Origin of the sequence: Mastigocladopsis repens PCC 10914 (assembly GCF_000315565.1) — a bacterium.
GTDB lineage: Bacteria > Cyanobacteriota > Cyanobacteriia > Cyanobacteriales > Nostocaceae > Mastigocladopsis > Mastigocladopsis repens.
This window is the reverse complement of record NZ_JH992901.1, coordinates 4,745,157-4,760,504: the sequence shown is the minus strand read 5'-3', so window position 1 is coordinate 4,760,504 and position 15,348 is coordinate 4,745,157. Positions and strand designations below refer to the sequence as shown.

Here is a 15,348-nt window from a genome sequence, read left to right as displayed (position 1 = left end):
TTTTTCCTATGTGTTATTATGAGTAGGGCAAGTAAGATGTAGAATATATTTTTCTTTCCTTTGTATATAGGGTAATTCAGAGCAGGATAACCTCCTGATAATACTAAGGAAGAAATATCTATTTAATGATTTATGTAGACAAGTAGGCAAAGCTGAATGCAGCTAGCTCAGTCAACAATCCTTTTATGAGGTTAAGTCGTTGTTGAAAATTAAAGCTTTGGATATCCAAATTGGCGATCGCATTGTTGCCTACTGCAACAACAGGATGCAGATTTGCACTGTAAAAAGCATTTTAGACCCTGGTCAGACAACTATCACGCTATCAGTATTCACTGCAGAGCATTATCGCAAATCAGTCTTACGCGTAATCCGGTTCCGGGGAGACGCTTTGGTTAATTTGGCAAGCTAAAAATTACGTCCAACTCTAAGGTCTACTTTATCCAATTAGGTGGCGTTAACCAGGGTAGCAATCAATCGTTCCAGCAAAACACAAGACATTTTCGCCAACTCAGTAGACATCACACGAGGGACGGGGCTTTCTTTGCTTCGTCCCTCAGGACTTACTCCCTGATGTCAGCTGCTGAGTGAGCGTTGCCAACAAAAATTTAGTGTGCTGTTTAAAGGTGTTCGCTAAAATACATCTAAGCATATGTGGGGCGGCAACTATAAGTAGTTGCCGCCCCACAATGGTATTTCCTATCTGATTTGCTTACGCAGGAATCAATACTGTATCAATGATATGGATGACACCGTTATCAGCAGCAACATCCGGTGTTGCAACTTTGGCATCATTCACCTTAACGCCATTGGAAGCGTCAATTTTCACTTCCGTTCCTTCTACTGTCTTAGCTGACTTCAGCTTAACCACGTCAGCAGCCAGTACTTTACCTGAAACAACATGATATGTCAGGATTTTCTTGAGCTTTGGAATGTCCTTAAGCAATGCGTCTACAGTGCCTTCTGGAAGTTTAGCAAACGCCTCATCAGTAGGCGCAAAGACGGTAAATGGACCAGCGCCTTTAAGAGTATCTACCAGATTGGCAGCCTTGATTGCAGCAACTAGGGTATTGAAAGAACCTGCATTAACAGCAGTATCAACAATGTCAGCCATGTATTTCACCTAGTTTTTTGTAATCTCTTAACAAGTATAAACTACTTTCTCAGAAATAGCATCAAGTGTAAAAAAGATTACTGGAGATTCAAAAAATTAAAAATCCACCGTTGCCCAACGGTGGATTTTTATACAAGAGTATTAACTTAAGGCGGATAGAATCCTGATGGAAATCACTTTCAATTTAGAAAATGCCCCAGAAATGAAGAAAGCCTTGACCAGAGAACACTTCAAGTAAAACAACAGATAAAAAGCCAATCATTGCAAAACGACCATTCCAAATTTCGCTCTGAGGAGTAAAGCCCCAGCGCCAAACATTGCGCTCATTAGAAACCAAAGGTGTCGTTTTCGGGGTGTTTGACATGAGTATTACTCCAAATTTTGGTGTTTTAACAGTTAGAGCCGTATGTAAAGCAATGTAACAGATATTTACATAAATCTAACAACAAGAAGCCATTCGTTAGGAAAAATGAACCCACCCAGATGGGAGTCCGGGTGGGTAAAACCGAAGTTATTTAAGAGAAATAGGGTGCGCGTCTATTTCTCTTAGTAGCGGTTACGGAAGCTGTTGTTGCCTCGGTTACCATTAAACGAACCTCTATCTTCCCTGGGTTTAGCCTTATTCACTTTGAGGTCACGACCCATCCACTCAGCACCATCAAGACCTTCAATGGCAGCTGATTCTTCAGCCTCTGTACCCATTTCCACAAAACCAAAACCGCGCAGACGACCTGTTTCTCGGTCAGTGGGTAGCTGAACCCGTTTTACAGAACCATATTCTGCAAAAATCGCATTCACATCATCTTGTGTAACTTCGTAAGAGAGGTTACCAACATAAAGTGACATAGATTATCTCCAAAATCATAAGTGTGTAGAGATTTAGATTTCGGAAAAAAGTCTGTAAATACCAAAAGGAAAAAGCCTGTCAATACTAAAAACAAACGATGTCGCCGAATTAATTCTCATCTCCAATTATGACATAGCAGTTCACTATTAGGGGGCGAGCTTAAGAACTGTCACAAAAAGTCATGTTAGCTCGACAACTGTTGACTGTTCAACTCACCGCAGTCTTCGCATCAGCAATGCCAAACGAATTTGCACCGCATCGTCAAAACGACGCGGGTCAAGTCCAGTGAGCGAGGTAATCTTATCTAATCGGTAACTCAGAGTATTTCGGTGAATCGACAGCCGACTTGCTGTCAAAGAAGGACAGCAGTCTTCAGCAAAGAATGCATCTAAGGTTGTGAGTAATTCCGGTTCGTGGTTAAGAGGACTCAGTAGATATGTTGCCAATTCGATTTTTGTCTGCTCATCTGCAACACCAATAAAGGCTGCAATCCCCAATCTATCTAAGCAATGTACTTGATTGCGATCGCGAAAACGACAGCCCAAAGACAAAGCAGCCCGTGCATCTTGATATGATTGAGCAAGTCCGCGCATTCCTGGGTGATAGCGACCAATGCCAATGCTAATTGATGCCTCGGTATCACCCCGCAACCGTGATAATAACGCTTCAGCAGCCCGCTTTAGCGCTGTGAGATTCGCCCAAGAAGAACTGCACTGTTCTGGTACATCGCCACGATTAGCCCAGCTCCCCAAGTTTTTCGTATCGCTAGCCTTAAGGACAGCCACCTCACCATCACCAAGATAAGCACAAATTGTATCGTTAGGTAGATGGAAAAAGCTGACGACACTGCCAATGACCAGAGTAGCCCGTCGTCGTGTTTGCGCTTCTAATGAAGAGGATGCACAGACAAAAGGACGCAGTGATGCAGAGATATTTTCTAAGTCTTTATAAGAAACTCCATTTCCTAAAATGTAATCGGCAGCATCGATTAAAATCACTGCACGGGGTGGTGTTAAATCTAACCCTAGAAGTTTACTATGATGTAGGACAGTTGCCTCGTCATCTATCAAACCGTTAAGTAAGTCGTAGATAAACTTATTCTTTAACTGATGTTGATTAGGCAAAGCATCAATGACTGCTGTCTGATTAACTACCAGTTCCACTATGACCTGTGCCAAGCGAGGAGAAATTTCCTCACCATTGTGAGGTTTGCTCACAATCACTTCACCTATTTGTGTATCAAAATTTATGGGCACTCGCAGATAATCAAAAGTGAGTTGTCCACAAATGTGCTTGAAGGGAAGTCCAACAAGCTTGGGATCGCTACTGGCAATTACTATGGAATGCTGGTCAATTACAAAAACTGCCGCGCACAATAGCTGTGCCACTCTTTCGGCGACTATCTTGGCAACTCGCTCAAATTGTGCAGTGGTAGTTAACAAAGCTGTCATTGATTCCTTGCGTCTAAGTGCTTACAATTACTGTCATATCGAAAGCAGTATCGAAGAACCTCAAGATAGCGTCATCAGTCTTACGACAGAGTCTAAAGAATGTATTTTCAATCACATAGTAGCTGCTTTTCTACTACTAATTATCTATGCCATTAGACAGAAAAAATCTTTATGCCACTAGCGGTATGAATCAAGACAGAAGTTTATGTTAAACAGCTAGTAGTAAAAAAAATAAAATCTATATTTATGCAACTAGCCGGTAAGGTAGCACTGATAACAGGAGCAGGTTCAGGTATTGCAAAGGCAACAGCAAAATTGTTTGCTCAAGAAGGTGCAAAAGTTGCTGCCTTAGGGCGGACAAAAGATGAACTAGAAAAAACTGTTGCCGAAATTCAGAGTAATAATGGCGAAGCAATACCCCTAGTTGCTGATATTTCCCATCCAGAAGAAATGCAACAAGTCACCCAACAAATTGTAGATAAGTGGGGACGCTTGGATATTGTGTTTGCTAATGCTGGTATTAATGGTGTGTGGGCACCTATAGAGGAATTAGCACCTGAAGAATGGGATAAAACAATAAACGTCAATTTAAAAGGAACATTTCTCACAGTAAAATATGCTGTGCCTTATCTGAAAAAGCAGGGCGGTTCTGTGGTTATCACTTCATCTGTCAATGGTACACGTACCTTTAGCAACACTGGCGCTACTGCTTATTCTTGTACAAAAGCAGCACAAGTGGCTTTCACAAAAATGGTGGCTTTGGAACTCGCTGAACACCGCATTCGTGTTAACGTCATTTGCCCTGGTGCTATTGACACAAATATTGACGAAAACACTCAAAGACGGAATTTAGAAAGCGTTCAAGAACCTGTTGAGTTTCCTGAAGGGAAGATTCCTTTAACTGATGGTCAACCAGGAACCTCGGAGCAGGTAGCACAATTAGTTCTCTTTTTAGCATCAGATGCTTCCAGCCACATTACTGGTACAGAAGTGTGGATTGATGGGGGAGAATCTTTATTGAAAGCTTAGTAGCACAAGTTCTCAATCACGAAGTGTTGCAGAATGTTAAGTTTTGGCGTAATCTCAACAAAAGTAAGTGAAGAGTTGAAGAGAATCATTTGATCAGCTGGTCTTTCCCCATAAAATTCTCTCTCAACACAAGAAAGCCATAGAGGCTATTAATTGAGATGATACCTAGACGATCTGGCAGGCGACCTTGGGCAAATATACTGGATAATCTTGCATTAAAGAGTGTTTTATTTATTCATCGCCCGAAAGCTCTTTTCCTTCTACTAAGTGGTTTAGCAGGAGGAGTCCTACTAAGTTTGAATAGTTGCAGTTCGCAGCCAAGGAGCATTACTATCTCTAGTGGTATCGTTGGTAGTTATTATAACCGTTTGGCTGAGCAAATTGATCACTCTAGCAAGGCAACGGTTAAACTTTCTGTTCAGAATTTTGAATCGCAAGGCTCCCAGCAAAACATAGAAAGCTTGCTCGCTCACAAAGTCGATTTTGCGATCGCACAGTTGGATGTTGCCAATGAGGTCATGCGCCAAGGAAAGGTTAAAGCAGTTGCAGTTTTGGCAAACGAATATGTCCACATTATTACCCGGCAAGATTCAGGCTTAAAAACCTTCACTGACCTTAAAGGAAAGCGAGTCGCTATTGGCACTTCTGGTAGTGGCATGAGCTTCACTGCTAAACGATTGCTCAAAGCAGATAACATCAGTGTTCAACCAGATTACTCTAGTTTTGATGAAGCATTCAAGAAACTGAAATCTCGACAGGTAGATGCAGTTATTTATGTAGGAAGTCTGGGTGCCAGTAAAAATCTACGGCGACAATTTGTCAACAATCCTGACTTCAGGCTGCTGCCAATTGAACCTGCATTAATCAACCACTTGACAGTTTTCGACCCTGGCTCATATCATGGCGCAGAGCTACCTGTGGGAACTTATACGTCGCTTCCGCCCATTCCAGACCAAAAAGTACTAACTCTCTCAACTCCTACCGTTTTAGTGACTCGCCCTGAGATGAATCGACCGACGGTTGCACTGGTTACTTGGTCTATTCTCTCCACTGCCCGTACCTATTCCCAGTTCTATCCTGCATTGCAAAACGAAGAGCCTAAAAATTTACTGAGAAAAGGGCTGTTTTACATACACCCAGCAGCAGAGGAGGTGTTGGAAAATGGTGATCCCCGTATGGCGCTGATGCGTTACTGGGAAAATAACAATGACTTGCAGTCTACAGTTGTCATTTTAGTTACCACCAGCGTTGTAGGCTTACTGTTGAGACAGTGGCGTAGGCAACGGTCTAAGAAAATGGTGACGACAACTACCAACCGAATTAATGAACTGAAATCACTGTTGCCAGACCACCCCCAACAGGCATTGGATGGTATCGAAGACCTCAGCCAAGAGCATCGGCTGATGTTCGTTGAGGGCGCAGTGACAACGGAAGTCTACGAGCAACTGCGGCACAAAACACAAACTTTTACAGATCAGTGTCGTAGACTCCTAGAGCAGCAGCGCAAAAAGTTTGTCATGGAAACTCTGCTGCTACTTGATGAATGGCAGGTAACATTGCAAAGCGATCCAGAGGCAGCATTACAAAAGCTGAGTTATATTAAGCAGCAGTATCGAGATATGCTGCTATCAGATCAGGTTGACATTGATGCATACATGGAACTGATGCAGTTAACCCTGATTTCGTTGATGACACTGGTGCCAAAAAATTCTCATAATGGCACAAATTTTATGAAACAAAACCAAACACTCGAGGTTAATTCAAATAACTCGGTCGAACCTTAATATCTCATTGCATTCTATCTATCGTGCGATACTGAATGGCTTCAGCAACGTGGTGTGCTTTGAGTTCATCATCCCCCGCCAAATCTGCAATAGTTCGCGCCACTTTGAGAATGCGATCGCTTGCCCTTGCCGACAAACCTAATTTTCTAATTGCGCCTTCCAATAAGTTGCGACTGCTATCATCTAGCTTGCACCATTTCTGAAGATGACGACTCTGCATTTGGGCATTGCAAGAGAGATTTTCATCTTTAAATCTACCACATGCGTAGTCGCGTGCCTGTTGCACCCGTTCCCTAACTGATGCTGAGGATTCGCCTGTAGGTTGTTGAATAATCTCCTCTGGTTTGAGGCGATTCACTGCAACTTGCAAATCAATTCTATCCATCAAAGGTCCAGAAAGCTTTGCCCAGTATTGCTCTCTCTGGCGTGGTGAACAAGTACACTGTTGGATGGTATCACCATAGTAACCGCAAGGACAGGGATTGGTACTTGCAACCAAAGTAAACTGAGCAGGAAACATGACCGATTGTTTAGTCCTGGAAATAGTCACAAAGCCATCTTCTAAAGGCTGACGCAGGAATTCTAAAACATCTCTTTTAAATTCTGTTAATTCATCTAGGAAAAGTAAACCTTTATGTGATAAAGAAATTTCACCTGGACGAGGAAAGCTACCACCGCCGACAAGAGAAGGACCAGATGCGGAGTGGTGGGGACTGCGGAAAGGGCGATCGCGCACCAATGACCCTCTATTTTTCAATAAACCAGCTACCGAATAGATGCGAGTGACTTCCAGCGCTTCTGAGAATGATAATGCAGGCAAAATACTAGGCAACCGTCGTGCCAGCATAGTTTTGCCACTACCAGGCGGTCCTACGAAGATTAAGTTATGTCCACCAGCTGCCGCAATTTCTAAGGCACGACGACCATGAGCTTGTCCTTTGACATCCTTCAAATCTGCTGTTTGTAGAGACGCGCCATGGCGCGTCTCTACAGGGCTGTCCAATTGCACGGGCTTGTAACGCCCTGGATTATTCAAAAAATCTGTCACCTCAGATAGATTTTTGCAGCCATAAACTGCCAATCCTTCAACTAAAGCACCTTCTTGTGCATTATCAGCCGGGACAACTAAACCCGTAATTCCCATCTTTTGGGCAGTCGCAGCAATAGGCAGCACACCTGCCACTGGGCGCAAACTGCCATCCAATGAAACTTCCCCTAAGAAGAGATAATCTCCCAACAAATCAGCGCTGACTTGCTCAGAAGCCGCCAAAATCCCTACACTAATCGGCAAATCAAAACAAGGGCCTTCCTTACGTAAATCAGCAGGTGTTAAGTTTATGACTATCTTTCGCATAGGAAAGGCAAAACCAGCATTCTTTAAAGTTGCCTTCACCCTTTCCCGTGCTTCCTGAATTGCGGCATCTGGTAATCCCAAAACGACAATTCCCGGCAAACCTCCCGACACATCCACTTCAACGCCCACTTTTACAGCGTCAATGCCGACAATTGACGCACTCCAAACCCTGGCAAGCATTTTCTTTTATCCTTTATTTTTAGTCATTTGTCCTTTGTCTTATCATTGACATTTGACAAATGACAAATGACACATGACAAATCAAGAGACGATTTTCAGCAAAATCATTCGTCGGGAAATTCCAGCTGACATTGTCTATGAAGATGATTTAGCGCTGGCATTTAAAGACGTTAACCCTCAAGCTCCCGTTCACATCCTCGTCATTCCCAAAAAACCCATACCTAGATTAGCTGATGCCGAATCTCAGGATGATGCCCTGCTTGGGCATCTTTTATTAACAGTCAAGCGAGTTGCAGAACAAGTTGGACTCACAAACGGCTATCGTCTTGTCATCAACACAGGTCCTGATGGCGGTCAAACTGTTTACCACTTGCATCTTCATATCCTGGGTGGACGACAGATGACATGGCCCCCTGGTTGATGGAGCCATAGGGAGTATAAGGCTCGGAGGGTGTGTTACGCTTACCCGCACGCACCCTATCTTCGTGTTCTACAAACAACCTGTGCATTAATAACTAAAGTAAATAACTTATATAACAAAAGCTTAATTAAAAAATCTTTACAAATCGCAATTTCTCTTTTAATCTAATAGACAGGTAGGTAAAACAACCTACGTAAATCATTCCAAATAAAGCACTCATAAAACAATGACAACCACCTTACAGCGTCGCGAAAGCGCCAACGTATGGGAACGGTTCTGCGAGTGGATCACCAGCACCGAAAACCGCCTATACATCGGTTGGTTCGGCGTACTCATGATCCCCACCCTGCTAGCCGCCACCACCTGCTTCATCATCGCCTTCATCGCAGCTCCCCCCGTTGACATCGACGGTATCCGTGAGCCAGTTGCAGGTTCCTTAATCTACGGAAACAACATCATCTCAGGTGCAGTAGTACCTTCCTCCAACGCCATCGGTTTACACTTCTACCCAATCTGGGAAGCAGCTTCCCTAGATGAGTGGTTGTACAACGGTGGTCCATACCAATTGGTAGTATTCCACTTCCTGATCGGCGTATTCTGCTACCTCGGTCGTGAGTGGGAACTGTCCTACCGTTTAGGTATGCGTCCTTGGATTGCAGTAGCATACTCAGCACCCGTAGCAGCAGCAACCGCAGTCTTCTTGGTCTACCCAATCGGACAAGGTTCCTTCTCTGACGGTATGCCTTTGGGTATCTCCGGAACCTTCAACTTCATGTTAGTGTTCCAAGCAGAGCACAACATCCTGATGCACCCCTTCCACCAACTAGGTGTAGCAGGTGTATTCGGCGGAAGCTTGTTCAGTGCAATGCACGGTTCGTTGGTAACCTCCTCCTTGGTACGTGAAACAACCGAAACCGAATCTCAGAACTACGGTTACAAGTTCGGTCAAGAAGAAGAAACCTACAACATCGTTGCAGCACACGGCTACTTCGGTCGCTTAATCTTCCAATACGCTTCATTCAACAACTCTCGTTCCTTGCACTTCTTCCTGGCTGCATGGCCAGTAGTTGGAATCTGGTTCACCGCACTCGGTGTCAGCACCATGGCGTTCAACCTCAACGGTTTCAACTTCAACTCCAGTGTGATTGACTCTCAGGGTCGTGTGATTGGAACTTGGGCAGACATCCTCAACCGCGCTAACCTGGGTATGGAAGTGATGCACGAGCGTAACGCTCACAACTTCCCCCTCGACTTGGCTGCTGGTGAGGCTGCTCCTGTTGCACTCTCTGCTCCCGCTATCAACGGCTAATTCTTAATAATCTAGAGACGTTGCAATGCAACGTCTCTACAAGCAAACAAAAGCGTCTCCCGAAAGGGGGCGTTTTTTGTTTTTAACGGCATTGGTAGAAACACTTTCCTCCTTTATTAGATATTGAATTGTCCTCGCCAGCACAATGGGATAGTTAATAACTTAACTAGTTGACAAAGCCGTACAAGCGTATCATTGTAGAGTATTTAGAAGTTAAATATTAAAGTAACTACAGTAAGAGTGTATGGTAAAATCACAACCTGTCGCTATTGATTTGTTTGCTGGGGCTGGCGGCTTTGGTTTAGGTTTTGAGATGGCAGGTTTCTCTGTTCCTCTATCCGTTGAGATTGATGCTTGGGCTTGTGATACCCTGCGCCACAACCGTCCCAACATGACAGTTATTCAACACGATATCCGTGACTTTAATACTTTAAGCAGTGTTAAGGATATCTGTCTGTTCAAGCCAGATATTGTTATTGGTGGACCTCCATGTCAAGGTTTTAGCGTTGCAGGACCAGCACAAAAAGATCCTAAAGACCCTAGAAATAGTCTGTTCATTAACTTTGCTCAATGGATAAGTTTTCTTGAACCTAAAGCTTTTGTAATGGAGAATGTTAAGGGTTTACTCTCGCACAAAAACATTGAAGGCACAAAGGTCATAGATATTATCAAGGAAACTTTTGCAGAACTTGGATATTTCGTAGAAGTATGGTTACTAAATGCTGCTGAATATGGCGTACCGCAAATTAGAGAGCGTATCTTTGTTGTGGGAAATAAAATGGGAAAAGAATTAGGTATTCCTCCAAAAACACATTCCTTAGATTTATTACATATAAATAGCTCTCAATTATCGGTGTTTGAGTGCTGCGGTTTACTTCCTGCTTTAAGCTTATGGGATGCAATATCAGATTTACCACCACTTAATGCAAGAGAGGGCGAAGAGGAGCAGCCTTACATTTCAGAACCTCACAATGACTATCAAAGCTGGATCAGAAATGGAAGTCAAACACTATATAATCATGTTGCAATGGAGCATTCTGACAGGCTTGTAGAACGCTTCAAACATATCAAATGGGGCGAATCCATTTCAGACGTACCAAAAGAACATGGAGCTAGACGCCGTAGTGGAAATGGTGAGCTATCTGAGAAAAGTTATGACCAGAACAACCGACGTCTGAATCCCCATAAACCATCACACACTGTAGCAGCGTCATTTTATGCCAATTTTATTCATCCTTTCCAGCATCGTAATTTGACAGTCCGTGAAGGGGCACGTGTTCAATCTTTTCCTGACAATTATCGTTTTTTAGGGAAGAAGACTGTTGTGTCTCACAAGTTACTACACCGGGAGGAAAGATTCAACGAGAAGTTTCTTTGCCAGTACAATCAGGTAGGTAATGCTGTACCACCTGCTCTTGCTAGGTCAATTGCACTTTATCTTCAAGAGAAATTAGAGCTATGCCAACAAGCGATCGCAACCCTTTAGTTCATGGCTCTAATCTTGAGCAGAAGGAGAACCACCGCACAAAATATCGAGATGCAGAAAGTAGAAGATATCTCAGCGAGATTAGAAGTAAATATGATAAGTGGCACTCAGCTAATATCCAATTGGTTGGACCTGCATTAACGCCTACTGATCAAGATGACACAATTATTGGCACAAGGGTAGAACTTCTCTCAACATACAAGGACTTCTTAGACCAGCAACATTATGCTGAGAAGTTTGACTCTAGATCGAACCTTCACTCTAGCGTACTGGAGGAATTTCTCTACTATCTGTTTAGAGATTTAGCAAAAGGCTTTGGAGAAAATGCTCTTATCGGCAAGTCTCATACGTTCAAAGATATTTTCTTTGTGCCACCAAAATACTCTGAGATGCTTAAGCGACCATATGCGCGTATTGAAAAGAAAGATCATGATTTTGTCATTGGAGCAACTATTCAAGCATCACTTGAAGCAGCATCCCCGCCAGAGCAAGATCAAAATCCTGGTGAAATACTCGCACTTGTTAAAGAAGAACCGGAGAACTATTCAGAAGTTACTGTTACAGGTAACACTGAAACGCACATTTTCGATATTCCAGTTGTCGCCATTGAATGTAAGACGTATCTTGACAAGACTATGCTTGAAGGTTCATCACGAGCAGCAGAGGACTTAAAGGCTAGAAATCCAAATAGTTTGTATATTGTGGTTATGGAACGGATCAAGCTGACGAGCGATGTGAATCTTCGGAAGTACAAGGTTGACCAAATTTATGTACTACGCCAACAAAAAAATACTGATCGAGAATTCAGGTATGAAGAAACGTATGTACACAACCCAATTAACCCAACTGTAGTTCAACATCTGTTCCATAAGGTACGCAAGCATCTAATAATGGATTGGACTGGCGGAATTGAACACGGTATACAGCGTGGATGGCTAATTGACGAGTAATTATTCAACCGAGTATTAAAATAGATCTGAACGATTCCCAATTATGGTGTCTCACTCGACCACTTAACCTTAAATAAGTGAAATGACCAATCCAAAATCTTGTGAGAATGCCATCATAGTGATGGAGCAACAATTGGAGATAAGACAACGGTTTACGCACGCCCTTTAGCACGCTTAATTGAACAACTGCAACGTTTACCTGGAGTTGGTCCAAAAACTGCCCAACGTCTAGCATTGCATATTTTAAAACGACCAGAAGCAGAAGTAGAGGCTTTGGCGCAAGCCCTGATTGAGGCAAAAAAACAGGTAGGTTTGTGTACTGTCTGCTTTCACTTATCTTCTGAACCAGTTTGTGAAATCTGCCGCAACCAAAACCGCGACAACGGAACTATCTGTGTCGTAGCAGATTCCCGTGATGTGATTGCCTTGGAAAAAACTCGCGAGTTTAAGGGCAAGTATCATGTCTTAGGTGGGGTGATTTCCCCGATAGATGGTATTGGTCCAGAACAGTTAACAGTTCAAGCTTTGGTGCGGCGGGTGAGTCAGCACAAGCCTGAAGAAGTGATTATGGCAATTAGTCCGAGTGTCGAGGGTGAGACGACGACACTCTACGTCGGTCAACTCCTGAAGCCATTTACTAAAGTGACGCGGATTGCCTTTGGTTTACCGGTGGGTGGAGATTTGGAGTACGCTGATGAGGTGACTTTGGCAAGAGCCTTGGAAGGTCGCCGAGAGTTGGATTAGTCAAATATATGCTCCCTTCAGTAGTTTTACTTAACAGCGTTGTTTCATATTTAGTGTTTTTATAGGATGTAAGCTATAGGTGAGGAGATGGAAATCGGGGGGAAAATAATTTTTGACTTTTGACTCTTGAGTTTTGACTTCAAAATTTTTGTATGCTATCTTAAGAAAACGTAAGCAAAGATATGGCTCAGTAGCTCAGTAGGTTAGAGCACGGGACTCATAAGCCTGGGGTCGTTGGTTCGAATCCGACCTGAGCCACTTTAGTTTTTAAGAGTGAAAGAACAAGAATGAAGACAGAAGAAAGAATTTTATCTTCATTGTTCTTGTTTTAGATGCCGAATGACCTCGGCAACAGACCAAGCTTGAGCTATAGCCCCTCTGGGTGTATGCGGCTCATCACCATCAAAAATCTCGGAAATAGAGCCAAGACAACCATCAGATAGAAAGTGTTCCAGAAGGGGTTGCCAATCAAAGGGCAGCGGTTGTTCAGGGTAAAAACGCTCCCAAGCGCGGATAAAAGGACCAATCAACCAACTCCACACTGTGCCTTGGTGGTAAGCGCGATCGCGTTTCTCAGGAGTCCCCTTGTATTTACCAATATATTCTGGATCTGTTGGAGCGAGACTACGAAGACCATAGGGAGTCAGCAAGCAAGAACAAGTTACGTCAAGAACCTTCTGCGCTTGCTGTTCGGAAAAAGCACAGTGTGAGAGCGAAAGTGCCAAAACTGCATTTGGGCGAATCTGAGAATTTCGACGGTCGTCTGGCTCAATGGTGTCGTATAAGTAGCCGAGTTGAGGATTCCAATACTGTTGCATAGCGGCTTTCACTTGTTGTCCTAATTGGGCATAACGCAAAGCCTGTTTAGCAAGACGCGCTGGGTCGCCAACCGCTTCCTGTTCACTCAATATTTCTGCCCACCGAGTTGCCCAACATAAAGCTGAATACCACAAAGCATTAATTTCCACCGGCTTACCACGACGGGGTGTCACAGGCTGCCCCTCTACTACCGCATCCATCCAGGTCAGAGCTACACCAGGAGCATACCAACCAACTAACCCATCGGTAGCATCAAGCTGCACATTATAGCGCGTGCCACCAAGAAAAGCTTTGTAGATTTGCTGCACAACTGGATATTGCTCTGCCAAAAACTGCCAGTCTTGGGTAGCTTCCAAGTAAAGCCCTAAAGTTTCAATCCACCACAGCGCCGCATCAATACTATTATAAAACGGTTCGCCACCAATATCTGGAAACGCATTGGGAATTAAACCGTGACGACAGTAACGTCCAAAGGTTTGCAGCAGTCCTTTTGCCAAGTCAAAGCGCTGCGGGATGAGTGCCAACCCAGGTAAGGCAATCAAGGTATCTCGTCCCCAGTCATTAAACCAGTGATATCCAGCAATGACAGTGGGACCAGCAATAGAAGCACGATAAACAACAAACTGATCCGCTGCTTGCAGTAGTCGCCGCCAGAGGGGGGAAGTGCGGGAAGATGTAGAGGTATCTTTTCCCCCTATTCTCCACCCAAAAACCTGACAGAGCCGCTCTTGCTCTGCTTGCACAACTTCTGCAAAGGTTTCTGAAGTCAGGGGAGTTTCCACGTCACTGGGAAACCCCACCCGCGCTTCCAAAGTCACTGCATCTCCTGGACTGAGTTTGACAGTTAAGTAACCAGGGCTGTAGAGATCCTCGCGATCGCCCAACCCCCGCAGAGTTTCCTCGGGGAGTCCGTAATTCCAGTACCAAACCGCATCTGGTTGATACTCTCCTTGTGTCCAGCGCAAGTGCCAAGGCGTTCCAAAGCTGTGAGATACTATTGCTTGCAGGCAAACTTGCTTTTGTCCCAGCATTTGCGAGAACTGTAATTCTGGAATTGCCTTTTGTTGATGGTGAAAGTCGCGATCGCTTATGAGCAATCGCAGCCTTAAAGTAGCCGTATCTGTACCTTCATAACGATACTGAATCAAAACCCGATGGCAAAACTGGGATGGGGCGATGGGGTGACATGGAGCTGGAGTGATGTTTTCTGCCCATCTTAGGGCTGTCCCTAATCCCCACTGTGTTCCGTCGATATGTTGCTCGTTCGCAGATGGTGCGTGCCGAGCATACATAGAACCCCCGAGTTCCCCTTGTCGTTGCTGTTCCAATCCCTGCGGCATGACCAAAAACCTTGATAGCTGCCAGTCATCCTCCCCCCACATCCATTTTGGAACAGGGTTAATCTCAAAAGAGCGCAGCAGTTGGTAGCCTTTTGGCTCTAGCTGACCACTACCCCAGAAATTTGTGCCCAGTGCCATAACCTGCTCTGGTAGTTCTAGGCTAGCTTCTAGGTGCGAAAGCAGCAGAGTGCGTCCAGAAGGCGGACTAGTAGCGGCAAACAACCAGCCATGATAGGTACGAGTGCGGACATCAGAAACTGTTCCACTGGCAAAACTTCCTAAGCCATTGGTTAGTAACCATTCTCTTGTATCTAAATCAACCATTTGCTACTCAAAATCGTTATGACTATGATATAGTCGTAACAGATCGTAATTGAACTGTGAGTCCAGCCCTGTAGGCGCTAAACCTGCGGCACGGCTACACCGAACGTGAACGCGAGTGCCTGCCCGTGCCTTCTAAAGAAGGAGTTGGGTTCACACCGCAAGCGTGCCGTTCGCGTAGCGTGCCGCAGGCATAGGCTTA

General features: G+C 44.2%; 14 protein-coding genes and 1 tRNA gene. 9 read left to right on the top strand and 6 right to left on the bottom strand.

Annotated features, from left to right (window positions below; all coding sequences use genetic code 11):
* The first annotated feature begins 199 nt into the window (after positions 1-199).
* On the top strand, positions 200-409 hold the full coding sequence (locus MAS10914_RS0123190) for a hypothetical protein (protein WP_017318339.1): 210 nt from the start codon (positions 200-202) through the stop codon (positions 407-409).
* A gap of 300 nt (positions 410-709) precedes the next feature.
* On the opposite strand, the gene MAS10914_RS0123185 is transcribed toward MAS10914_RS0123190, so the two are convergent.
* The 4 genes from MAS10914_RS0123185 to MAS10914_RS0123170 form a co-directional block, all read right to left on the bottom strand.
* Entirely contained in the window at positions 710-1,111 is a 402-nt protein-coding gene (locus MAS10914_RS0123185) for a fasciclin domain-containing protein (protein ID WP_017318338.1), read from the bottom strand.
* 184 nt (positions 1,112-1,295) lie between these two features.
* Positions 1,296-1,475 carry a chlorophyll a/b-binding protein gene (locus tag MAS10914_RS0123180; RefSeq protein WP_017318337.1) on the bottom strand — a complete coding sequence of 60 codons (180 nt, stop codon included), beginning with the start codon at positions 1,473-1,475 and terminating at the stop codon, positions 1,296-1,298.
* A 182-nt stretch (positions 1,476-1,657) separates the two neighbouring features.
* The gene (locus tag MAS10914_RS0123175; protein WP_017318336.1) at positions 1,658-1,957 is read right to left on the bottom strand and encodes an RNA recognition motif domain-containing protein; all 300 of its coding nucleotides are present in this window, start codon (positions 1,955-1,957) and stop codon (positions 1,658-1,660) included.
* 213 nt (positions 1,958-2,170) lie between these two features.
* Positions 2,171-3,409, bottom strand: coding sequence for a PucR family transcriptional regulator (locus MAS10914_RS0123170; RefSeq protein ID WP_017318335.1), 1,239 nt, complete (start codon positions 3,407-3,409; stop codon positions 2,171-2,173).
* Between the two features lie 246 nt (positions 3,410-3,655).
* Between MAS10914_RS0123170 and MAS10914_RS0123165 the strand changes: the two genes are divergently transcribed.
* The gene (locus MAS10914_RS0123165; RefSeq protein WP_017318334.1) at positions 3,656-4,438 is read left to right on the top strand and encodes an SDR family oxidoreductase; all 783 of its coding nucleotides are present in this window, start codon (positions 3,656-3,658) and stop codon (positions 4,436-4,438) included.
* Between the two features lie 158 nt (positions 4,439-4,596).
* The gene (locus tag MAS10914_RS0123160) at positions 4,597-6,222 is read left to right on the top strand and encodes a TAXI family TRAP transporter solute-binding subunit (protein WP_017318333.1); all 1,626 of its coding nucleotides are present in this window, start codon (positions 4,597-4,599) and stop codon (positions 6,220-6,222) included.
* 4 nt (positions 6,223-6,226) lie between these two features.
* On the opposite strand, the gene MAS10914_RS0123155 is transcribed toward MAS10914_RS0123160, so the two are convergent.
* Complete coding sequence (locus tag MAS10914_RS0123155) at positions 6,227-7,756, bottom strand: YifB family Mg chelatase-like AAA ATPase (protein WP_017318332.1); 1,530 nt, start codon at positions 7,754-7,756, stop codon at positions 6,227-6,229.
* Positions 7,757-7,829: 73 nt separating this feature from the next.
* Here MAS10914_RS0123155 and MAS10914_RS0123150 point away from each other — a divergent pair, with 73 nt between their 5' ends.
* The 6 genes from MAS10914_RS0123150 to MAS10914_RS0123125 all read left to right on the top strand — a co-directional run bounded on the left by MAS10914_RS0123150 (position 7,830) and on the right by MAS10914_RS0123125 (position 12,924).
* Positions 7,830-8,177, top strand: a complete 348-nt coding sequence (locus MAS10914_RS0123150; RefSeq protein WP_017318331.1) for a histidine triad nucleotide-binding protein — start codon at positions 7,830-7,832, stop codon at positions 8,175-8,177.
* Between the two features lie 226 nt (positions 8,178-8,403).
* Positions 8,404-9,486 carry a photosystem II q(b) protein gene (gene psbA, locus MAS10914_RS0123145; protein ID WP_017314503.1) on the top strand — a complete coding sequence of 361 codons (1,083 nt, stop codon included), beginning with the start codon at positions 8,404-8,406 and terminating at the stop codon, positions 9,484-9,486.
* Positions 9,487-9,730: 244 nt separating this feature from the next.
* The gene (locus tag MAS10914_RS0123140) at positions 9,731-10,972 is read left to right on the top strand and encodes a DNA cytosine methyltransferase (RefSeq protein ID WP_017318330.1); all 1,242 of its coding nucleotides are present in this window, start codon (positions 9,731-9,733) and stop codon (positions 10,970-10,972) included.
* Positions 10,945-11,922: a Bpu10I family restriction endonuclease gene (locus tag MAS10914_RS0123135; protein WP_017318329.1), complete on the top strand. Its 978-nt coding sequence runs from the start codon at positions 10,945-10,947 to the stop codon at positions 11,920-11,922. Before MAS10914_RS0123140 ends, MAS10914_RS0123135 begins: the two co-directional genes overlap by 28 nt.
* A 186-nt stretch (positions 11,923-12,108) precedes the next feature.
* Positions 12,109-12,666, top strand: a complete 558-nt coding sequence (gene recR / locus MAS10914_RS0123130; RefSeq protein ID WP_026082761.1) for a recombination mediator RecR — start codon at positions 12,109-12,111, stop codon at positions 12,664-12,666.
* A gap of 184 nt (positions 12,667-12,850) precedes the next feature.
* Positions 12,851-12,924, top strand: a tRNA-Met gene (locus MAS10914_RS0123125).
* Positions 12,925-12,980: 56 nt separating this feature from the next.
* Here MAS10914_RS0123125 and MAS10914_RS0123120 read toward each other — a convergent pair.
* Entirely contained in the window at positions 12,981-15,149 is a 2,169-nt protein-coding gene (locus MAS10914_RS0123120; RefSeq protein ID WP_017318327.1) for an amylo-alpha-1,6-glucosidase, read from the bottom strand.
* Between the last annotated feature and the right edge of the window lie 199 nt (positions 15,150-15,348).